17 protein-coding genes are annotated in these 23,122 nt (G+C 41.3%); 12 read left to right on the top strand and 5 right to left on the bottom strand.

Going from position 1 to position 23,122, the window contains the following annotated elements; all coding sequences use genetic code 11:
- Positions 1-3 precede the first annotated feature (3 nt).
- From KO534_RS16290 to KO534_RS16325, 8 genes are all read left to right on the top strand, one after another.
- Positions 4-1,338 carry an N-acetylmuramoyl-L-alanine amidase gene (locus KO534_RS16290; RefSeq protein WP_215930923.1) on the top strand — a complete coding sequence of 445 codons (1,335 nt, stop codon included), beginning with the start codon at positions 4-6 and terminating at the stop codon, positions 1,336-1,338.
- 34 nt (positions 1,339-1,372) lie between these two features.
- Positions 1,373-3,178 (top strand): DNA mismatch repair endonuclease MutL, encoded by a 1,806-nt coding sequence (gene mutL, locus KO534_RS16295; protein WP_215930925.1) that lies wholly within the window; start codon positions 1,373-1,375, stop codon positions 3,176-3,178.
- Positions 3,171-4,124 (top strand): tRNA (adenosine(37)-N6)-dimethylallyltransferase MiaA, encoded by a 954-nt coding sequence (miaA, locus tag KO534_RS16300; RefSeq protein WP_215930927.1) that lies wholly within the window; start codon positions 3,171-3,173, stop codon positions 4,122-4,124. Before mutL ends, miaA begins: the two co-directional genes overlap by 8 nt.
- 76 nt (positions 4,125-4,200) lie before the next feature.
- Positions 4,201-4,446: an RNA chaperone Hfq gene (gene hfq / locus KO534_RS16305; RefSeq protein ID WP_215930929.1), complete on the top strand. Its 246-nt coding sequence runs from the start codon at positions 4,201-4,203 to the stop codon at positions 4,444-4,446.
- A gap of 19 nt (positions 4,447-4,465) precedes the next feature.
- On the top strand, positions 4,466-5,755 hold the full coding sequence (hflX, locus tag KO534_RS16310) for a ribosome rescue GTPase HflX (protein ID WP_215930931.1): 1,290 nt from the start codon (positions 4,466-4,468) through the stop codon (positions 5,753-5,755).
- A gap of 83 nt (positions 5,756-5,838) precedes the next feature.
- Positions 5,839-6,996, top strand: coding sequence for an FtsH protease activity modulator HflK (gene hflK, locus KO534_RS16315; RefSeq protein WP_215930933.1), 1,158 nt, complete (start codon positions 5,839-5,841; stop codon positions 6,994-6,996).
- A 3-nt stretch (positions 6,997-6,999) separates the two neighbouring features.
- Positions 7,000-7,884 carry a protease modulator HflC gene (hflC, locus tag KO534_RS16320; RefSeq protein WP_215930935.1) on the top strand — a complete coding sequence of 295 codons (885 nt, stop codon included), beginning with the start codon at positions 7,000-7,002 and terminating at the stop codon, positions 7,882-7,884.
- Between the two features lie 166 nt (positions 7,885-8,050).
- Complete coding sequence (locus KO534_RS16325) at positions 8,051-8,437, top strand: DUF1304 domain-containing protein (RefSeq protein ID WP_215930937.1); 387 nt, start codon at positions 8,051-8,053, stop codon at positions 8,435-8,437.
- A 126-nt stretch (positions 8,438-8,563) separates the two neighbouring features.
- Here KO534_RS16325 and prsT read toward each other — a convergent pair whose 3' ends face one another.
- Positions 8,564-11,332: an XrtA/PEP-CTERM system TPR-repeat protein PrsT gene (gene prsT / locus KO534_RS16330; RefSeq protein WP_215930939.1), complete on the bottom strand. Its 2,769-nt coding sequence runs from the start codon at positions 11,330-11,332 to the stop codon at positions 8,564-8,566.
- A 96-nt stretch (positions 11,333-11,428) separates the two neighbouring features.
- Positions 11,429-12,685, bottom strand: a complete 1,257-nt coding sequence (locus KO534_RS16335) for a TMEM143 family protein (protein ID WP_215931252.1) — start codon at positions 12,683-12,685, stop codon at positions 11,429-11,431.
- Positions 12,686-13,028: 343 nt separating this feature from the next.
- On the opposite strand from KO534_RS16335, the gene KO534_RS16340 reads away from it, so the two are divergent.
- The gene (locus KO534_RS16340) at positions 13,029-14,771 is read left to right on the top strand and encodes a DEAD/DEAH box helicase (RefSeq protein WP_215930941.1); all 1,743 of its coding nucleotides are present in this window, start codon (positions 13,029-13,031) and stop codon (positions 14,769-14,771) included.
- 169 nt (positions 14,772-14,940) lie between these two features.
- Positions 14,941-16,329, top strand: coding sequence for a siroheme synthase CysG (cysG, locus tag KO534_RS16345; protein ID WP_215930943.1), 1,389 nt, complete (start codon positions 14,941-14,943; stop codon positions 16,327-16,329).
- A 43-nt stretch (positions 16,330-16,372) separates the two neighbouring features.
- On the opposite strand, the gene KO534_RS16350 is transcribed toward cysG, so the two are convergent.
- Complete coding sequence (locus tag KO534_RS16350) at positions 16,373-17,035, bottom strand: cupin domain-containing protein (protein WP_215930946.1); 663 nt, start codon at positions 17,033-17,035, stop codon at positions 16,373-16,375.
- 23 nt (positions 17,036-17,058) lie between these two features.
- Positions 17,059-17,832, bottom strand: coding sequence for an SDR family NAD(P)-dependent oxidoreductase (locus KO534_RS16355; protein ID WP_215930948.1), 774 nt, complete (start codon positions 17,830-17,832; stop codon positions 17,059-17,061).
- A gap of 106 nt (positions 17,833-17,938) precedes the next feature.
- Here KO534_RS16355 and KO534_RS16360 point away from each other — a divergent pair, with 106 nt between their 5' ends.
- Positions 17,939-18,286 (top strand): winged helix-turn-helix transcriptional regulator, encoded by a 348-nt coding sequence (locus KO534_RS16360; RefSeq protein ID WP_215930950.1) that lies wholly within the window; start codon positions 17,939-17,941, stop codon positions 18,284-18,286.
- A 175-nt stretch (positions 18,287-18,461) separates the two neighbouring features.
- Positions 18,462-22,247, top strand: a complete 3,786-nt coding sequence (putA, locus tag KO534_RS16365) for a bifunctional proline dehydrogenase/L-glutamate gamma-semialdehyde dehydrogenase PutA (RefSeq protein WP_215930952.1) — start codon at positions 18,462-18,464, stop codon at positions 22,245-22,247.
- Positions 22,248-22,368: 121 nt separating this feature from the next.
- Here the strand turns inward: putA and KO534_RS16370 are convergent, their stop codons facing one another.
- The gene (locus tag KO534_RS16370) at positions 22,369-23,115 is read right to left on the bottom strand and encodes a ferredoxin--NADP reductase (protein ID WP_215930954.1); all 747 of its coding nucleotides are present in this window, start codon (positions 23,113-23,115) and stop codon (positions 22,369-22,371) included.
- Positions 23,116-23,122: the final 7 nt, after the last annotated feature.

Here is a 23,122-nt window from a genome sequence, read left to right on the forward strand (position 1 = left end):
ATAATGCAAACGTGTAGCTTTAAAAAACTCAATTTAACCTTAATCAGTTTTTTACTGATGGCTTTTAGCTCTGTTGGTTTTGCTAAAAATAGCATCGAAGGCTTGCGTATTTGGCCTTCGCCGAATACCACACGTTTAGTTTTTGATTTGGAGAACACCCCAAGCTACACCTACTTCACATTAAAAAACCCGCAACGATTAGTTATCGACATCGAAAACACCCCTAAAAATTTCGATTTTTCAAAAGTTGTAAATGACAGTAAGTTAGTCAAAAAAGTCCGTTACAGTACCGCTAAAAATCCTCAATCTGTGCGCGTAGTGATTGAATTATCCAAACAACTTGAGAAAAATATTTTCGCTTTACCCCCTACCGCTCCCTATGGGGATCGATTAGTGATTGACCTAAATGATCCTGATGCTGCAGCACCACAAATAGTATTAAATTCAAAATCCACCACTGATAGAGACATAATAATTGTTATCGATGCTGGCCACGGTGGTGAAGATCCCGGCTCGATAGGACGCGCTGGCAGTTATGAAAAAAATGTCACTTTGGGAATAGCTAAACGTTTAGAGAAGCTGATTGCCAAAGAAAAAGGTATGAAACCGATAATGACTCGTACCGGAGATTATTATATTTCGCCCAACAAACGGCCTCAAATTGCCAGAAAACATAAAGCTGATATGTTTGTATCTATCCACGCCGATGCCTTTACCACTCCACAACCAAGTGGAGCATCTGTATGGGTTTTGTCTATGAAAAGAGCCAATACTGAATTGGGCCGTTGGATGGAACGTACTGAACGTCATTCAGAACTTTTGGGTGGGGCTGCTGAAATTATCCAAGATACCGCTAATGAACGTTATCTTGCCGAAGCCTTTCTCGATATGTCAATGGATTACTCCCTTACTACTAGTTACGACGTGAGTCGCGATATGATCAAACATTTAAGTAAGGTGACAAAATTACATAAAAAAATCCCCCAAGCGGCGAGCCTTGCAGTATTAACCTCTCCAGATATACCTTCTATTTTGGTGGAAACAGGATTTATCTCTAACCCTCAAGAAGAAAAAAATCTTAATTGGTCTCAATATAGGCAAAAACTAGCCGTGTCTGTATTCAACGGACTGAAACAACACTTTAAAGGTTCACCACCTGATGGTTCGTTATGGGCTAAATGGAAACAAGAAAAACGCACTCATAGAGTTCGTAGTGGAGAATCCTTATCGTTACTTGCACAGCGTTATAATGTTCGTGTTAGTACATTAAAAAAAGCCAATAATCTCAGTACCGATGTGGTGCGTATTGGGCAAGTGTTAACCATACCAAGCACCTAACCCATCTCACAAACACTTATTCCAAGGTCTTCTTTTGCCGATTCAAATTTTACCCGCTAGATTAGCCAACCAGATAGCCGCTGGAGAAGTAGTTGAACGTCCAGCATCTGTAGTGAAAGAGCTAGTGGAAAATAGCTTAGATTCAGGGGCAAACTCAATAGAAATAGATATCGAAAAAGGCGGACATAAGCGCATTTTGATCAGAGACAACGGTAGCGGTATCGTACATGAAGAACTCGCCTTAGCACTAAGTCGCCATGCCACCAGTAAAATAACTAAGCTCGATGATTTAGAAGCCATATGTAGTTTGGGGTTTCGTGGTGAAGCGTTGGCCAGTATAAGCTCAGTTTCGCGATTAAGTCTCAGCTCTAAACCTGCAGACCAATCCCAAGCTTGGCAAGCCCATTGTGAGGGTCGCGATATGCAAGTGCAGCTCAATCCGGTAGCGCATCCTGACGGTACCAGTGTTGATGTCGTCGATTTATTTTTTAACACTCCCGCAAGACGCAAGTTTTTGCGCACCGAAAAAACTGAATTTGCGCATATCGATGAAGTCGTTAGGCGTATTGCGTTGTCGCGTTTTGATGTGAGCTTTAAACTTAAACATAATGGTAAATTACTCCGTAAATACCCCGCGGTGAAAACACCAGAATTGCAGTTAAAGCGAATTGCCGCAATCTGCGGTAAAGACTTTGCAGAGCAGTGCATTGAGTTAAATAGTCAATACCAGCAATTTGAATTACATGGCTGGTTAGCAGAACCTAAACACGCGAAAGCCCACAGTGAATTCCAATATTTTTATGTGAATGGTCGTATGATGCGAGACAAGTTAATCAATCATGCGGTTCGCCAAGCGTTTGAAGGGTTGATAGCTGCTGACTTAGCTCCAACGTATGTATTGTATTTGACCCTTGAACCCAGCCAAGTTGATGTAAATGTGCACCCAGCTAAACACGAAGTCAGATTTCATCAAGCTAGATTAGTGCATGATTTTATCTACAGAGCATTGACGGATTCCTTGAACCAATATTTTCAACAGGGTCAGCAACAGGAAAACCAAGAAGTAACGATATTGCCTCAAGCTGAGCCGAAGCACGATTATATTTTGCCATTGCAAAATCACCCCTCTAAACCCAAAGTAGACGAACAAGCCTCAGGTTACAGTGAATCTAATGTCAAACCGGCGAGCTATTCAAACTCTGTGGTGAACAAAGCGAAATCTGATTACTTAGTCAACTCTTCCGCAGTAGTAAGTCAGGCAACAAAGAAATACCAACAGCTAATGACAGTGTCAGGCTCTGGGCAATCAAATAATGACTCAGCCTCTACTGGGCAATGGTTGCAGGTGGCGGCTAACAAGATATTGGTTAATATTGTGCAAAATTTTTTCCTAGTCGAATTAAATGTTTTGCGACAAAGTGTCATGTCTAAGCGTTATGCAAACGCAATGCCCGTGAGTCAACCTTTGTTAATGCCGATTTCCATTGCGTCTACTGCCACAATGCAGGCCCAAGCAAAAGCGCTATATCAACCTCTTTTAGACAATAGTGTAGAAATTGGTTGGACACCAAATAGAATTATTTTGAGAAAAGTGCCAGCAGGATTAAGGCAGTTGTGTTGGATAGAATGTTTAGAAGAGATTTTAAATTGCGAAGAAACAGAGACTCTTGCAGTACGTGAACACTTGCTAACATGCATAGCCTCTGCGGGAGAGGTTGATTCTTTACAGACGCAGGAGTTATGGCAACAATTTATTAGTTCAACCACTAACCTACAAGAAGAGATTGTGAAAATAGGTAAACCAGTAGATATACAAAAGTGGCTTGCTACCTATGAATAACGTCAGCAAAGATATCAACGAATCCTTGCCGACGGCACTATTTTTGATGGGGCCCACAGCATCTGGAAAAACGGACTTAGCAATTGAGCTATGCGAAAACCTACCTTGTGAAATAATCAGTGTTGACTCGGCATTGATATACCGAGGCATGGACATAGGTACGGCTAAGCCAAGTGTAGTTGAGTTACAAAAGGCGCCACATAAATTAATTGATATTTTAGATCCCGCACAGAGCTATTCTGTTGCTGAATTCAGAAGAGATGCACTTTCGGCGATGCAAGAGAGCGTCGCCAAAGGCAAAATTCCTTTGTTGGTAGGCGGTACTATGATGTATTACAAAGCCCTAGTTGATGGACTTTCACCGTTACCGGAGTCAGATCAAGACGTTAGGAGAGCAATAGAAAAACAAGCCGAAACATCGGGTTGGGATGTATTACATCAACAGTTGGCGCAAATCGATCCTACGTCTGCAAAGCGAATTCACCCCAATGATCCGCAACGTTTAATCAGAGCCTTAGAAGTTTATCTTCTAACAAATCGCTCAATGACAGACTTGATGAAAACTAAATCCACCCCCATACCGTATAATATCAAGCAGTTTTGTATTGCTCCGCAAGATCGCAAAGTATTGCACCAGCGTATTGCTCAACGATTCCAAAGCATGGTCGATAACGGTTTTCAGGCTGAAGTTGAAAAATTAAAGGGTCGTAGTGATCTACATTTAGATTTGCCTTCTATAAGGTGTGTAGGATATCGGCAAATGTGGCAGTACTTAGATGGGGAATTCGATTTTCACGAAATGCGAGAAAAATCTATCGCCGCTACAAGACAACTAGCTAAAAGACAGTTGACTTGGCTAAGAGGATGGGAAAATATTAACCCGTTAGACACGTTTTCGACTGACAATCTGTCGAAAGTCATTAAACTGAGTCAACTTCAATCCTAAAGCGGTCTATACAGCTATATGAATTTCTGTATAATCCCGAATTAGGGTAAATTTATAATAATAAAAAGGATAAATCATGGCAAAAGGGCAATCATTACAAGACCCGTTCCTCAATGCGCTGCGAAAAGAGCGTATTCCCGTGTCTATTTACCTTGTAAACGGTATTAAATTACAGGGACAAGTAGAGTCGTTCGATCAATTTGTAATTTTACTCAAAAATACTGTAAGCCAAATGGTTTATAAACATGCAATCTCAACCGTTGTTCCATCACGTGCTATTCCTATGCCTACTGCTGGTCAGACGGAAGCTGACGAAAACTAGATGGTTTTAGGAGATTGGCTTGTTTGACCGTTATGCAGCAGGTGAGCAAGCTGTTTTAGTACATGTTGATTTTGCTGATGAAAATAGCAAAGAAGATTTATTAGAATTACAATTACTAGTGTCGTCAGCTGGTGTAAACGCAATAGACGTTGTCACCGGCACACGTCAAGCGCCTCAAGCCCGCTATTTTGTTGGTAGTGGCAAGGCTGAAGAAATTGCCAATGCAGTCAGAGCTCAGCAAGCTGATGTGGTAATTTTTAACCATAGTTTATCCCCTTCTCAAGAACGCAACCTTGAACAACTTTGTAAGTGTCGAGTACTCGATCGCACAGGACTAATTTTAGATATCTTCGCGCAGCGAGCACGTACTCATGAAGGAAAGTTACAAGTTGAACTCGCGCAGCTTAGGCATATTAGTACCCGTTTGATTCGTGGCTGGACTCACCTAGATAAACAAAAAGGTGGAATAGGTCTGCGCGGTCCTGGTGAAAGTCAACTTGAAACCGATAGAAGGCTATTAAGAGAAAGAATCAAAGCGATTTTGCGGCGTCTCGCTAAAGTACAAAAACAGCGAGAACAAGGGCGTCGCTCTAGAGTGAGAGCTGAAATCCCAACTATTTCATTAGTAGGCTATACCAACGCTGGTAAATCAACGCTATTTAATACCATGACACAATCTGCGGTGTATGCAGCAGATCAGTTATTTGCAACCTTAGATCCAACGCTCCGAAAAATTCAGTTACAAGATGTGGGCTCAGCAATTTTTGCAGATACGGTTGGTTTTATTAGACATCTCCCCCATGATCTTATTGCGGCCTTTAAAGCAACACTGCAGGAAACTCAACAAGCAAACCTGCTATTACATGTTGTTGACTATTCTGATGAGCAGTTTCAAGAGAACATTGGACAAGTAGATGAAGTACTAGAAGAAATAGAAGCTGATGATATTCAACAATTAATAGTCTGTAATAAAATTGACCGCATGGATGGTGTGAGTGCAAAAATAGATCGTGATGAATCAGGTATGCCAATCCGCGTTTGGATATCTGCCCAGCAAGGAATAGGGATTGATTTATTACTCGCAGCAATTACTGAATGTTTATCAAAAAACATGGTACAACATAGTTTGTCTATCCCGCCGCAGAAAAGTAATTTGCGAGGTGTATTTTTTGAGATGAATTGTATTGCTTCACAAGACTATGCGGACAATGGTAATTGGTTGGTCGAGGTACGAATGGAGCAAAGCGACTGGAACAGACTTATAAAACGTATCGACGCAGATTTAGAGTCGTATATAGTGAAACATTAGCAAAACCTAACAGATCAAAAACTTTAAAATACGCGTATTGGTCCTAGACCTAATTTATTGAATTAACTAGTTGGAGAGAAATAATGGCTTGGAATGAGCCCGGTGGAAACAATAATGATCCTTGGAAAAACAAGGGCGGCCGAGATCAAGGCCCGCCTGATTTAGACGAGGTATTCAAAAACTTGATGAATAAGTTTGGCAAGTTTGGTGGTGGTAACAATAGCGGTTCATCTGGCGGTAAAAGCCTTGGTGGCATTGGCATGGCCGTTATTATTGGCATAATAGTCATTGGCTGGGTGTTTAGTGGTTTTTACACTATTCGTGAAGCCGAGCGCGGCGTAGTATTGCGTTTTGGTGAATTTAGTCACTTTGTCGATCCAGGCTTACGCTGGAAACCCACTTTTGTGGATACCGTCAAACCTGTTGATGTACAGACTATCCGCTCAATGCCTTCGTCTGGTTCAATGCTAACTGAAGACGAAAACGTAGTACGTGTTGAAATGGAAGTTCAGTACCGCATCCTCGAACCATACAAATACAGTTTTGCTGTGACTAGTCCAGAAGAAAGTTTAAGCCAAGCTTTTGATAGCGCCATTCGTTATGTAGTGGGTCATTCAAAAATGGATGACGTATTAACTAGCGGCCGCGAAGACGCTAGACAAGCAGTGCGTGATGAATTAACCGGTATTATCGAATCCTACGATATGGGTATCTCTATTGTTGATATGAACTTCAAGGATGCAAGACCACCAGAGGAAGTAAAAGAAGCCTTTGATGATGCCATTGCAGCGCAAGAAGATGAACAACGCTTTATCAATGAAGCTGAAGCTTACTCTCGAGAAATCGAGCCTCGTGCCCGTGGCCAAGTTAATCGTATGGCGCAAGAAGCACAAGCTTATAAAGAACGTGTAACGTTAGAAGCTCAAGGTGAAATAGCGCGTTTTGAAGAATTATTACCGCAATACAAAGCAGCGCCAGAGGTGACACGTAGCAGGATCTACATTGAATCTATGGAAGAAGTATACGGCAATACCAGTAAAATTTTGGTCGATACACAAGGCACTGGAAACATGATGTACTTACCCTTAGATAAAATATTGAGTAGCCAATCGGGACCAACTATTCCTGCAAACATTAGAAGTACAATTGAAGGATTGCGGAATCAAGACAATGATACCCAGGCGGTTAGCTCCAATTCCAGAACCAGTCGTACTAGCGGCGTTCGAAGTGGGAGAAACTAAGCGATGAAAAATTTTATTGCACTAATAATCGTAGCCTTAGGCTTACTTATTTTTGGTTCGTTGTTTGTTGTAGAAGAAGGCAACAAAGCCATAGTTATCCAATTTGGTAAGGTACAAAGAGATAGCGATACTGGCGACACCAAAGTTTTCGAGCCCGGTTTACATTTAAAACTGCCGTTTTTCGATCGCGTAGTTAGCCTTGATGCTCGTATTCAAACCTTAGATGAGGTACCGGATCGTTTTGTCACTTCAGAGAAAAAAGATTTAATTGTCGACTTGTATGTTAAGTGGAGAATTGAAGATTTTGCCAAGTATTATTTGGCAACTGGCGGTATCAAAGCCAGCGCTGAAATACTGTTACAACAAAAAGTGAATAATGGACTGCGTTCTGAATTTGGTACACGTACTATTCAGCAAATTGTTTCTGGTGAGCGTTCAGAATTGATGGACGAAGCGATGGAGCAAGCTGCTACAAGCTCAGATGAGTTAGGCATAAGAATTGTTGACGTACGTGTTAAACAAATCAATTTGCCGCTAGAAGTGCGTAACTTTATTTTCGAACGTATGCGCACAGAGCGTGAAGCGGTAGCCAGAGAGCATCGTTCTGAAGGTAAAGAAAAAGCCGAAATTATCAAAGCAGACATTGATGCCAAAATAACGGTAATGTTAGCCGATGCAGAACGAAACTTGCGTAAACTCAAAGGTGAAGGTGATGCTCAAGCAGCTCAAATTTATGCAGAAACCTATACAAAAGATCCTGAGTTCTATAGCTTTCTACGCAGCATGGACGCCTATAAGAAAAGTTTCAGCAGCAAACAAGATGTCTTGGTGGTCGAACCCGACAGTGACTTCTTCCGTTATATGAAGGGCCAAAAAGGCAATAAATAATGTCTAGTTGGTAAACCATATAAAAAAGCGCCAATAGGCGCTTTTTTTGCGCCTACAGTGTTTGTCATTTAAGACAGTGGTATCAATAGCAAGCCTTGCAACTCAAGGCAATTTCCCACACTATAAAATATCCATCTGCCACAACAACCTAACCAAGGTAATATTAATGAAGTTTTTAGCTGGTTTTATGACCTTTATGGTCGCCCTTTTACATATAGGTATAATGGTGTTGGAGATGTTTTTTTGGAATCATCCAGTGGGGCAAAAAATATTCTCAATGTCGGCCGAAGTCGCCAAGTCGTCTGAAGTACTTGCCATGAATCAAGGTTTGTATAATAGCTTTTTGGGGGTTGGACTGCTTTGGGCGTTAATTAGCGGAAATCAAAGCCTTAAAGTATTCCTACTTATATGTATCACTATTGCCGGTATTTTTGGCGGTCTCACCGCTAAAACAAGCATCTTATTTGTACAAGCATTGCCTGGATTTATAACACTTTTATTGGTACTAAAATCTAAGAGACGCCAAGCTGGCGAAGCTAGACTTTTTTCATAATATAAGACTATCCACAACACCTGTAAAAAAGGCTACTAAAGTAGCCTTTCTCTCTATCTAGCATAGCGTTTCGTTTAGCTCTGCTACCAACCTAGCAGCCAAACAAAAACAACTGATCTTCAATTATTATTCTAATCCAAAATCTGCTTTTAGCTTGCTTATCCTATCGATAGACTTTTGTTGTTTCATTTCCCTTTGCCCGAGTTTACGTTTAGCAAGGAACGACTCTTCTGCTAACAACAAAGTTTCAACATAATTTAGATAAATTTCTTCATTATCCATCTCATCGGTAACCGCTCTATCGTATAACTTTATCGCCTCAGTATAGTTTTTCTCAGCTACTAATATTTGCGCTAACGTATCCAATGCAGCAGAGTTATCGGGTTTCAGCGCAACGGCTTTTTCGCCGAAGCTTTTTGCCTTTTGAAGATCACCATTTTGTAAATGCAAATATGCTAAATTATTGTTTGCAATATAATTATTCGGATTTTGTTGCAGTGCCACTTCATAAGTTAACATGGCTTTCGTTACATCATCACCTATCTGTCTTTCAGCCAGTAACATTTTCGCGGCTAAGTCATTGGGATGTTGCTCGACATGCTGACTAAGCAAATCAATGCTTTTTTCAGGTTGCTGCAAGGTTTCATAGGTAAAAACTAGCAACATCACATTTTTAATATTTGGCATAGAATTATAAGCGATTAATGCATTTTCTAACGCCAACTCTGGTTGTTTATTGTTCAATTGAAATCGCGCTAAGAAACCTTTAGTAATTGGCAACTCAAGTAAGTCTTCCGGTAATTTATCATAAGCAGTTTGTGCAGCTGGATAATCTCCTTGCATAAGTAAGAAGTGAGTATTCAACAATTGCATTTGAACATCGTCACGATTGTTAAGAAACCCTTGGGTTAAATTCGCGCCTTCTTCAAACTTATTTTGGCTATCGAGTAGCAGCAGTTTTCCAACTACCGCATCTTTATCATTCGGCGATTTTTGTAACCACGCGTCATAATGCTGAGTCGCTGGACGCAATTGATTGGTTTTAATCAAGCTTTGGCCAAGTGTTTTCCAATAGGCTTTGGGCAAGTCTTTCTGATCTTTTACTTCATTCAATAACTCTATAGCTTTCTGGTAATTAGACTCAACAACTTCAACCCTAGCCAGTAGTAACCTAGTAGTTAGATTGGTTGGATCACTTTTAAAAGCAGCTTGAATTTTCTCGATTCCTGAAGACTGTTTATTTTGTTGTTTGCTGACCAAATAATAGGTTGCTAAAGCAGATGAACTGTTAGGATATTCAACTAATAAATCATCTAGTAGCGAGTTTGCCTGCTGCACATTCTCTTGAGCTAGCGCCAAATTCACCATCGCTAGCTTAGGTGACGGGCTCGTTTTGTCCAAAGTTGATGCTTTCTCAAATTCCACTTTTGCTTCATTAAATTTCTGTTGCCGAGTATATACATCACCTGCCAACATATAGGGTTTCGCATCATTGGGGCTGGTATTTTTCCAATTGCTAGCCAATTCTAACGCTTTGTCATATTGCTTAGTCACTATGTAAGCTTTTGCTAGCGTGGTTTGTGCACTCACCAACTCAGGTGATTTATTTACTGCCTCTTCTAAATTAACTATGCCATCTAGATTGTTTAGTGAAAGTTGCAGCAATCCTAGACGGGTTAAGTCTTCGGCAGTGCGGCTAATGTCAGTAGATTTCTCAATAAATGCTTTGGCTTCTTTTTCATAGCCACCACGTAACAATTCATAACTGGCTTTAGAAAACAAAGGTGCATCTTCTTCAGATAGTGTGTCCAGTCGATTTAATACATCCCCCACCTCAGAAGTGAGTCCTAATTGCAATTGACTAGCCGCCAGCAATCTCAATCCTGGGTGATTATCTGGCAACAATGCCGCAATATAGGTCAAATGCCGGTTGGCGCTATCGTAATCTTGTAATTGATACGCCGAATAACCAGCAATCAGACGAATAGACGGATCTTCAACATTAGCATTGATAGCAATTTCGGCGCGTTTTAAGGCGTTAGCATAGTCACCTTTTTGAGCATAAGTGGCAGCTTTAAGTTGATTTAAAAGAGGATTGAGGTCGTTGACTACCAGTAACTCATCTAAATAGGGATCAGCCGCTGCTAAATCGCCTATATCGACTAATAACTTAGCCAATACAAACGTTGTTTGTAAGTCTTCAGGATAAAACTGCACATAGTCTTTGTATATGTCAGCGGCTTCTTTAGGTTTATTAAGTGACAATTTTAACTGCGCTAATAATTTCAGAACTTCAGCGTTCTGAGGAGCTTGTTCCCTTAGTTTTGCTACTTCGGTAGAGGCGGCTTCGTATTCCTGATCGAGCACCAACGAATACGCTGTAGTTAATCCCTTAAAAACAGAACTGGTTTCCAACTCAGATAATTCTTCAATCAATATACGAGCATCATCAAGCTTATTTAACCGGGCCAAAGAGACTACTTTAAAATAGCCAATTTCAGCTCGCTCGACTGAAGTTAATCCAACTTCAGAATGTTCCAATTTACTGATAGCAGAGTAGGCACCGGTGCGCTGGTAAGCTTGGGTAATGAGCGGCAATACCTTGGATGCTTCATAGCCATATTCTAAAGCACGATTCAGCTCTTTTTCTGCACTTTCAAACTGATTCTGTTGCATGTAAAGTTGACCAAGTTCAAATCTAGCTTGAGCCGACCTAGGCTCTAATTGCACCGCATTTTTCAACGCAACAACTGCAGCCGCAGGATCATTTTCAGCAATGTATTGTTTAGCTTCCGTTATATACTCGTCACTGGTTTGTTTGCCGCAACCTGATAACGTACCTAATGCAACAGCAGCCAAAGCATATTTTAATTGCGTTGAATAAAAGCCTTTCATGTAGATTATTCCTTGTTTTACTTCATGTGGTTATATAATGACATGTGTCTTAATCTTATGCGACTAGCACTATTAGTTTTATTAAAATGACGCTAATTATCGGGTTTGTGGTGTACTCGCAACGTTGAATACCGCATCCCATCGCGCATCAAGTTGTGCCTGCGCAGCACTAATAGCTAAAGCGGTATATAGACCCGCATTTAAATTAACGATGCCAAATCGTTGTAATTTACCCAAAGCGTCAGAAATTTCAAAATCGATTGGGAAATTAAATTTGTCTTCAAACCATTTTTCTATTTTTGTGTCTAATTGCTCACTAGTCATGGGTTTACCTTCAGACAAGAGAAAATAGTAAGCTAAGATAGTCTCTTTGCACTCTTCTTCTTCGGCAGCGTCAATAAGATGGTGAAATACCCCCGAGTTATTGTCTAGATTTTTGAAATACAGGTTATCCGCCAAGGCTTTCATAAACCGCAATTTGCGATTTTTAAACTTACTCCATTCCTTGAAAACAAAACCACCTAACACCCCAGCCCCAACCCCTAAAGCTAGCAATTCTTGAGTAGTAATAGCCACCTCTTTATTACTTAACCCAAACCAATAACTCAATATACCCGCGAGAACTATTAACGAGGCCCCAAGCTTTGTAACGAATACAACCGCTCCACCAACCAACGCGGAGCCTCCTATTATGGCTTTATCAATAGTTCGCATTCGCACCTCACTATTAGGAAATAACATTTCCAAATCCGCCTTAGGTACATTTTGAAATAACTTAATGATCGTGGACCCCGCTTCAAAATTTGCGATTTTGGTTTTTTTGTATTTGAAGTAATTCTCATCTTTAAATTTTATATACACTGCTACTTTGTCGTAATTAGTAAAACTAATGGTTTTCTTAAATAATCCAGCAAATTTACTTATTGTTTCTGATTGTTGATATTCACCACGCCGATAAAAAACCACATCTTCAAAATCTTCAAATTCAACCGCTAGCCTGACCTTAAACAACGACTCTTCTTGCAAGGCTTCTTGTAAGTCTTTATCTGTAACCTGTTCAAAGTTGGCAGCATTTAAAACTTGAATAAATCTAGCGCTAAAATTTGTCTGTTTCGTTTCCAAATCATTAGCTGTTAATTGAGTTACTGCTAAGGTGTCGGAATTTGGATCGAAAGGTGCATAACTGTCTTTTAATTCCTCAAGGACTTGGTGATACTCAAAATGCAAAGTACTGACGATTAAATGGCAAAGTGTTTTGAATTCACCTTGTTGCTCACAAGTTAATCGATCATCTGCTATACACGCTTGGATTAAATCTGTTTTTCGCAAAGGGATAAATCGATCTTTCTTGATACTGGGTTTCATAGTTGCCTTTTGTTATCTTGATAAAACTTCGTTTTAATTTAAAAAATCACCAAATGAATAAATTAGTCGACATATGTTAATCGCAACACATAACTAAATGACATATTTGCAACATTATTGACAATAAACCACAAAGTGCTGCACCACAAAATGGCATTTTCTAAAAATAATGCAATTAAACAAAGCATTACATGGAGTAAATGCTGAAAATCGAATATAATTTGACCTTTGAAACCGTGCCGGCTTCGCCTTAAATAATTGTTTTACTGATTTTAGAAATTGTATTACCGATTCAAATAACGCTGTGCCTGCCTGTACCCTGGGAAAATTGATGACAACCACCACATCTGAAATAACATTTAGAGATTTAAACCTACCCGAAGAACTGCTGCAAGCATTAGAAAAAGTCGGCTATGAAAAACCAACCCCTATTCAAGCACAGTGTATTCCACTTATTATTGACGGCCACGATTTATTAGGCACCGCACAAACAGGAACGGGTAAAACCGCTGCTTTTGCTTTGCCTATGTTGGCAAACATTGATCCTGACGTCAAAAACACTCAATTATTGGTTTTGGCACCAACAAGAGAATTAGCGATACAGGTAGCAGAAGCCTTTCAAGTTTATGCGAGTTTTTCTAAGAAAATTAACGTGCTGCCTATTTATGGCGGTTCTTCTTATGATAATCAAATTCGTCAATTAAGACGCGGTACGCAGGTAGTTGTTGGGACACCTGGACGCGTAATAGATCATATTAAAAAAGGCACATTAAAACTCGATAACCTGAAGTTTTTAGTGCTTGATGAAGCTGATGAAATGCTGCGAATGGGTTTTATTGACGACGTAGAATGGATACTCAGTCATGCTCCAAAAGAGCGACAAACCGCACTGTTTTCGGCGACTATGCCCGACCCAATTCGTAAAATAACCAAACGATACCTAAATGATCCTAAATCGGTCAAAATTGAATCTAAAGTTACCACTGCGAGCACAATCCGCCAACGTTATGTTCAAGTTGCTGGGCACCATAAGATGGAAGCCCTAACACGGATAATGGAAGTGGAAAGCTTTGACGGTGCAATCATCTTTGTGCGAACCAAAACCGCCACAATGGAATTAGCTGAAAAATTATCGGCACGTGGCTATGCGGTTGAACCTCTTAACGGTGACATACCGCAAAACTCTCGCGAACGTACTGTTGATCGTTTAAAGAAAGGCAAAATAGATATTTTGGTCGCTACCGATGTAGTGGCCCGAGGACTTGATGTTGAGCGTGTCAGTCACGTCATAAACTTTGACGTGCCTTACGATACTGAGTCTTACGTTCACCGTATCGGCCGTACCGGTCGTGCTGGTCGTCAAGGTGATGCGATCTTATTTATCTCACACCGTGAAAAGCGTATGTTGTTTTCTATTGAGCGCGCAACAAGACAATCTATTGATGCGATGACTATTCCATCCATCTCAGAATTAAACGAAACACGTTTGTCTCGCTTCAAAAATAGCGTCATAGAAGCAATTGGTGACTCTTCTATTGAGACACTCATTCCTATCGTTGAATCAATTCAAGAAGAAACTGACGCAGCGCCTGAAGTGATAATGGCTGCATTAGCAAAAATAGCACAGGGCGACGAACCACTAATTCTTCGAGAAAGCGACCGACCTGATTTAAACGCAAGACCACCTAGAAATGATCGTTCTGATAGAAACGATAGAGGTCCAAGGGAGCGCGGCGGTCGTAATGAACGTGGCGGTGAACGTGCTAAACGTGAACGCAAGTCTGGACCACCTAGTGAAGGCATGCAACGTTACCGTATTGAAGTGGGTCATACCCATGGAGCCAAACCAGGTAATATAGTAGGGGCGATTGCTAACGAAGCCAATATCAGCAGTAAGAACATCGGCTCAATTGAAATCTATGATAATTTCAGCACAGTCGACTTACCTAAAGATATGCCTAAGGCTACACACGACACGCTTCAAAGAACCCGCGTTGCCGGTCGTAGTTTAGGCATGCGAGAATGGTCAGATCAACCACCCAAAAAACGTGGTAATCCAGCGAACCGTGGCTAATCCAAGTTGCTAATATTATTAAGGGGCTATTAAGCCCCTTTTTTTATAATTTTTTTCATGTAGAAAACACCTTTTAATAACCATATGGAATATTAATTTAGTTTTAAATGGTTTTCACATCTATTGAAGCAGGGCAAACTGGAGCCTTCATTTTATCGAGTACTGAGTCATGCAATATTTCCCGATATTTTTAGACACCACAGACATAAACTGTTTGGTCGTGGGCGGAGGAGAAGTCGCCGCACGTAAAGTGGAATTACTGTTAAAAACATCTGCAGATATTACTGTTGTTGCACCTTGGGTGTGCGACACCTTACTTAAATTTGCGAAACAAGAGAAAATCCAACTCATTGTCAGGCCATACAATGAATCAGATCTGAGCGACAAACAGATGGTTTTCGTAGCTACCGATAACAGTGAATTAAATATACAGGTTCACGACCAAGCTCGAGCACAAAAAATCTTAGTTAATGTGGTAGACAATACCCCACTTTGCCAATTTATCACTCCTTCTATTATTGATCGTTCACCTATCATTATTGCAATGAGTAGCGGTGGTGTAGCGCCGGTTTTACTTCGATATTTACGACAAAAACTCGAGTCTGTTATCCCCCAGAAAATTAGTTTACTTGGGCAGTTTTCTGAAAAATTCAGAGAGTCCGTGAAAAAGCGCTTCAAGTCAGTGACTGAACGACGTTATTTTTGGGAAGACGTTCTAGACGGCGACATAGCCGAAAACGTGTTACAAGGAAACCAACAACTCGCCGAACGGAAGTTTTTAGAAAAATTAGATTCCAAGCAAGCCAGTAAAACAGTGGGTGAAGTATATTTAGTCGGTGCAGGTCCCGGAGATCCAGATTTATTGACATTTAGGGCATTACGCCTAATGCAAAAAGCCGATGTGGTGGTTTACGATCGTCTAGTTTCCCCAGAAATACTTGAGCTCGTTAGACGAGATGCTGAAAAAATTTATGTTGGTAAAGCAAAAAGTAAACACACAGTACCCCAAAACGAAATTAATGAATTACTTGCGAAAGAGGCACTGGCGGGTAATCGCGTGGTACGACTAAAAGGTGGAGATCCCTTCATTTTTGGTCGAGGCGGTGAAGAGCTTGAAACCCTAATCGAGTATGGCGTTAACTTTCAGGTCGTTCCTGGTATAACCGCAGCCAGCGGCGCGGCTAGTTATGCAGGCATACCCTTAACCCATAGAGATCACGCCAAATCGGTGGTTTTTGCAACAGGTCACTTACAAGACAATAGCATCAACCTAAACTGGAAAGGCTTAGCGCAACCAGACCAAACCATAGTGTTTTATATGGGGTTAACTGGTTTACCTATTATTTGCGAACAGCTCGTCAAGCACGGACTTGCTTCCACTACCCCTATCGCCATGGTGCAATCTGCTACAACTTCGCAGCAGAAAGTAGTCACGGGCACCTTAGAGAATATTCAACAATTGGCAGAGGCTGCCGGTATTACACCCCCAGCGTTAATTATTGTAGGCTCAGTGGTGAGTTTGCAACAAAAGTTAAATTGGTTTGGTAAACAGCTTTAACTAAGTCGACTCTGCACAAGTGTCGCTACCTAAATCAGAGCATCTAAAGATGCCCGGTTTTAACATAAATCAAAGCGCCATCTTCTTTGGTGAAAGGCGTGTGGCGGCTTAAGTGAGGGCTACGTATCCAAGTACCTTTAGGATAAGCACCATGTTCATCATGGAAGGTCCCCTCTAATACAAGAATCTCTTCACCTCCCCAATGTTGATGGCTGCTAAATTGGGTATTCGACTCCCATTTAACTAATGCCACGTGTTCATTTTCAAATTCATGTAAAGGCATCACGCTCAAGCCATTGGCCACCCCCTGACGCCACGGTTGACTCTGTGTGGCAATGACTTTTTGCAGCCTGTCGTCTTGGTTAAACTGATGTAACTTAACCCAAATTACAGCGCCTTCTTTTCCAATTTTAGGTGTGTGTGCGCTACCGATAGGATTTCGCACATAACTTCCTTGAGGATATTCTTGGTGCTCATCTGCAAATACACCATCGAGTACCAAAAATTCTTCACCACCAGAATGAGTATGTGATGAAAACTCGCTAAAAGGTGCATACCTCACTATAGACGTGGCTCTAGCCACTTCATCACCAATTCTGTCTAACATCATACGTTCAACACCCGGCATAGGCGATTCAACCCATTGATAATCTTCGGGCCGAACTACAATACGCTGAGTAAAATCTGCATTTAAGCGCGTGGTCATGCTCGCATTCCTTATTTTTCAGTTTAATTTCTTCCAGCCATCACACCACCGTCTACATCCCAAATAGCACCAGTTACCCAGCTAGAACTATCTTGCAATAAGAAATTGATGCTCTTGGCTATGTCGTCAGGAGTACCAATACGTCCTATTGGGTGAAAGTCATTAAAGTTAGCTAATGCATCATCTAATTGTGCGGGATCGATAAAGGTTTCATAAATAGGTGTTTTTACCACTGCGGGTGAAACCGCGTTCACACGAATATTATGGGCCGCTAATTCCATCGCCATATGCTGGGTTAACGCATGTAATCCCGCTTTGGCCATTGAGTAAGCTGAAGACGGAGTCGCTTTAATCGCTTGTTTAGCCCACATTGAACCGATATGTACTACTGCCCCACCCCTGTTTCTAATCATGTTATTGGCCACCGCTTGACTAATAAAAAATGCAGCACGATTCATAGCAGCATAAGTATCATAGTCACTAAGTTGATGTTCTATAAAAGGTTTAGGATTAAAATAGCCTGCTGCATTAACAAAGTATTTGATATGTCGCGTTTCATTGTTAATGTGGCTAATCACTCTTTCGACATCTGACTGTTGCTGTAAATCAACTTGCATCGTTTCAGCGACGGCATCTTGTGAACACAGTTTATTAAGCTCACTTTGTGCGGCTTTCAGTTTATCATTATTGTTGCCCATAATAAGGGTACTAATACCTTGGGTAATCAGATGTTTTGCTGTAGACAATCCTATGCCGCTAGAGCCGCCAAGAACGAGTGCGATTGGTGAATTATTCATAATATTTTTCCGTAGTCTGCTAGTGTGTGTCGATAATTTAACAAACCGCCTCTAGGCTAAAAAGTAAGTACCAATAGGTAAGGTAGGTACTTTTAGGTACATCTTTATGAAAACAAAAGAAAATAATTTTGAAAGAAAAATAGCGCCACATAAAAGTGCGCGCATGTTAGAAACCATTTACGGATGCAAATGGTCATTGACCCTATACCAACTTCTTGAAAATGGTATTAACCGTCCGGGCGAAATGGTACGAAATGTAGAAGGCTTAACAACAAAAGTCCTAAACCAATGTTTAAGAAAAAATACTGAGTTCGGTATTTTACAGCGAATTTCTTATAACGAAGTTCCCCCAAGAGTAGAGTACAAAGTCACAAAATTTGGCTCTAAATTTATGCGGGTACTGGACGAAATTGAAAAATTACAGAACGAAATAGACAATGATAATCAGAGCTAAAGGTTATCGAAGTTTCACACTGTAAAGAGTTTTGCACTTTTTTCTAATTTTACAGCGCCAGACATTCTACAAAAGTTGTCGCCACAAGTAGCTGTCTATATACTCCACCGATTATTGACTGGGCCTATAAAAAGTCCATTTAGAATCTTATTTTCCAACCAATTTGGAGCTGCATATGTTGTTTGACGGTAACTTAGTCACAGAATCACCCACTCGTCAAAAAATCCGCGATTTTTATCGAATTGACGAAAATCTAGCCGTCGAACATATTCTGCCCGATGCAGAAGTGAATATGCGCGCACGCAGTCGAGCTTGGGAGCGCGCCCGTAAAATGGTATTGCAAATTCGTCAGGATCAAGAAGGCACTGGAGTAGTGGAAGCCTTGCTCAACGAATATTCGTTATCGTCTTCCGAAGGAGTGGTTTTGATGTGTTTGGCAGAAGCCTTGTTAAGAGTACCTGACAAAAAAACCCAAGATAAATTGATAAGTGACAAGCTGTCTAAAGGTCAATGGAGCTCACATTTAGGCAACAGCGAATCTCTTTTTGTAAACGCATCTTCTTGGGGATTATTGTTGACCGGTGGACTAGTTAATTATGCCAATCAACGTAACCAATTTGGGATCCTCAAAAAGACCTTAGGAAAAGTGGGCGAACCTGTTATTCGCAAGGCAATGAATATCGCCATGAAAGTAATGGGTCAACAATTCGTAATGGGTGAAACCATCGAGGACGCAGTACAACGTGCCGAAGAAAAAGAACGCAAAGGTTATGTGTATTCTTACGACATGTTAGGTGAAGGTGCCAGAACTCAAAAAGATGCCGACGAATATTTTGACGCTTACGCACAGGCGATTAAAGTCATAGGTAAAGCAGCGCAGGGCAAAGGACCGAGAAAAAGCCCGGGCATTTCAGTGAAGTTATCTGCCATTCACCCTCGCTATGAATTTACCCATAGAGAAAGAGTCATGGCAGAAATTCCTCCCAAATTGAAACAGCTATGTCTGCTAGCCAAAGAATATAACATCGGCTTAACCGTTGATGCGGAAGAATCAGAGCGACTAGATATTTCTTTGGATATTATCGAACAAGTGTTTAGTGATCCTGACCTAGTCGGTTGGGATGGTTTTGGTTTGGCAGTTCAGTCTTATCAAAAACGTGCCATGTATGTTATCGACTGGTTACGAGAATTAACCCAGAAAGTAGGCCGCAAGTTAATGGTTAGACTTGTTAAAGGTGCCTATTGGGACACAGAAATTAAAAACGCCCAAAAAGATGGCCTAGAACACTTTCCGGTATTTACCCGTAAATCATCTACCGATGTGTCATACCATGCCTGCGCCAACCGTTTATTAGATTACCGTGACACTATCTACCCACAGTTTGCGACTCATAACGCTTACACTGCCGCGGTCATAGTTGAACTGGCGGGTGATGACAAAGAAGGGTTTGAATTCCAGTGTCTACATGGCATGGGTGACAGCCTTTATGATCAGATAGTTTCCTTAGAAAATATCCAATGTCGTATTTACGCCCCTGTGGGAGAACATGAAGATCTCTTGGCTTATTTAGTGCGCCGCTTGCTCGAAAACGGTGCTAACTCGTCTTTTGTGAATGCCATAGTTGATGAAACTAGGCCAGTTGAATCTTTACTCGAAGACCCAGTAGAAAAAACCCAAAGGTTAAAGTTTAAATATAACGATCAAATCCAAAAGCCCATTGCTTTGTACGGTGCCGAAAGGGACAACTCTAAAGGGCTTGATGTTACCGACATCAATCAAATTACCCCATTAAAAGCTTCGTTGGAACGCTGGTTTACTGACAATCTGTTGAATCAGGAACAAGTGCCAGAGGGATGTCATGCGGTACGTAATCCAGCGAACTTGGATGAAATAATTGGTTACCACCGTTTTGATAATCAGCAGCAAATGGCGGATAAACTCACTGTTGCCCACGACACTTTTAGTACCTGGTCACAGACACCTATTGAAGAACGAGCTAATTTACTGCGCCGCACTGCAGATATTTTAGAACGTAATATTGATGAGCTCATAGCGCTATGTATTAAAGAAGCGGGCAAAGTCACATCAGACGCAGTGGACGAAGTCCGCGAAGCGGTAGATTTTTGTCGTTACTATGCGGCACGTGCTGAAGAGTTGGCAGATTATTCTCGTTTGGCCCCAAGGGGTGTAATCTTATGTATTAGCCCTTGGAATTTTCCACTAGCTATTTTCCTAGGCCAAGTAGTGGCAGCCCTAGTGACTGGCAATACCGTAATTGCGAAACCCGCAGAACAAACCAGTTTAATCGCACTACGCGCGTTACAGTTAATGGAATATGTAGGTTTACCTGCAGGTGTGGTGCAATCTGTTGTTGCTGCAGGACCCGATGTAGGCGAAGTGTTGCTGCCAGATGAGCGCATCAAAGCAGTGATGTTTACAGGCTCAACTGTTACCGGAAACCTGATTGCTAATACGTTAGCACAAAGGGGCGGAGAACAAGTTCCGCTGATCGCTGAAACCGGTGGCCAAAACTGTATGATCGTCGACTCTACAGCTCTACCGGAACAAGTGGTAGACGACGTCATTGCTTCAGGTTTTCAAAGTGCCGGGCAGCGATGTTCAGCACTACGGGTACTGTTTTTACAAGAAGAGATAGCTGACACAGTAACCGAAATGTTAATTGGCGCATTACGTGAACTAAGTGTGGGTGACCCCGCCTATTTAGCCACCGATATCGGCCCAGTTATTGACCAAAAAGCGTTAACTAATTTACAAGCCCATGCCGAAGATATGCAACACAATGGCACCTTGTTATACGAGTGCAAAGTACCAGAAAATAACGGAACATTTTTTGCGCCTAGACTGTATCAAATTGATGATATTTCGGTACTCAAGCGCGAAGTTTTTGGTCCTTGTGTACACATAGTGCGCTTCAAAGCCGATGACCTTGAGCAAACTGTCGAAAAAATTAATGGCACAGGTTTTGGTTTAACTATGGGTATTCATACCCGTATCGATGTTAGGGCCATGGACTTAATCAAACTGTCTCGCGCCGGCAACGTCTATGTCAACCGCAATATGATTGGTGCCATAGTTGGCGTGCAACCTTTTGGTGGTCGTGGATTATCTGGTACTGGCCCTAAAGCCGGCGGACCACATTATTTAACCCGTCTTATGCTTGAAAAATCAACACCACGAGACGAGAGTGAATCATTGCCTAACGTAGATAAAGCCCTTGAAAGTGGCACTGAAGCTGAGCAACAAGCGATTCAATGCATGAAAAACGCGTGCTCTATCGAACATGAATGGCGTTTAACGGATTTAAATACCCGTATATCCTCGGTGCGTCAATTGCTCGCCACTATTGCAAAAGTCGATATAGTTGAAGATCTTGCCGACGATCTAAACTCTACACTAGCAGCGGCACGCTCGCAGTTGATCAGTATAGAAAAACGCCTCAAAAAACCCCAAGTATTGCCGGGGCCAACTGGTGAATCAAATGTGTTGTACTTAGAGCCTAGAGGCATATTGGTATGTTTCGCAGACAAAAACGTTACCTTTGAATATTGGCTTTTATCTGTTGTAACCGCCTTAGCAACTGGTAACGTGGTCATTTCTGTAGTGTCAGAATTGTTTTACGCAGAAGCAACAGAATTTCGTGAGCAGTTTTTGGCAACTGGCGCACCTAAACATGTATTTCAGGTTGCCAAATTGCATCATCTGCAATCCTTGTTAGCAGAACAAGACCTAGCAGGTGTGGTTATCGACAGTGAAAGTGACCGCTCTAGCTATATGGTGCAAATGCTAGCTAAGCGCACTGGTGCGATACTACCGGTTATCACCGCAGAATATTACGATCACTTGATACAGCGTTTGTTGACTGAAAAAACTGTCAGTATTGATACTACAGCATCTGGAGGTAACACCTCATTGATGACCTTGGTTGAAGACGACGAATAAAGCGGAACAAACCTCAACCCTGTATAGATATTAAAAAATTCATACAGAGTTGAAGATAATAAAAACGCGCATTTAGCAGTTTTGCGTTTTGCGCGTTTTTAACAAAAATGACCGAGTTTCACTACCAATAACGCTCCATGGATATCTGTCCAGGTGACCGCCTAAGATGTTTAGATAAACCTAATTCAACTAATGTTTGAGTCGCATCTTCTATCATGGCTGGATTACCACACAACATCACTTGGCTATGCTCGGGATGAATATCTAAGCCAACCTGTTCTTGAATAGTTAGGGTTTTCAGCAGTATTGGAATACGGCCTTGCATCCCCGAAGCTGGCTCTTCACGACTGACTACAGCGACAAACCGAAATTTGTCAGGATACTGCTGCAGCCATGTTTCTATTAATGGCATATAGGCTAAGTCTTGTTGATAACGTGCTCCATACACCAAAATGATATTTTCAAAGCTATGCCAAGCTTGTCCGCTTGCAAGAATCGACAAAAACGGCCCTACTCCAGTACCTGTAGCCATTAACCATAAATCGCGGCTTTTAGGCACTTCATCAAGCACCAAAAATCCAGTGGCCGGAGACATTACTTTTAAAGATGCTCCAATCTGTAGAGTATGTAATTTAGGGGACAAGACTCCTTCTGCTACAGGCACCGCAATAATCTCTAACTCATTATCATCTGGCCCATTAACTAATGAGTAAGGCCGTGAAACTACTTTGCCATCCTGTTCAACCCCTACCTTAGTGAACTGCCCAGCCTTAAACTGAGGAAAGTCGTCACATGAAAAACGTAAACTAAACAAATGATCGTTCCAATCAGTTCTACTCACCAATTTTGCATCTAACCACTGCGCCATGTTAGTT

Origin of the sequence: Paraglaciecola arctica (genome assembly GCF_018861065.1) — a bacterium.
Classification (GTDB): Bacteria; Pseudomonadota; Gammaproteobacteria; order Enterobacterales; family Alteromonadaceae; genus Paraglaciecola; species Paraglaciecola arctica_B.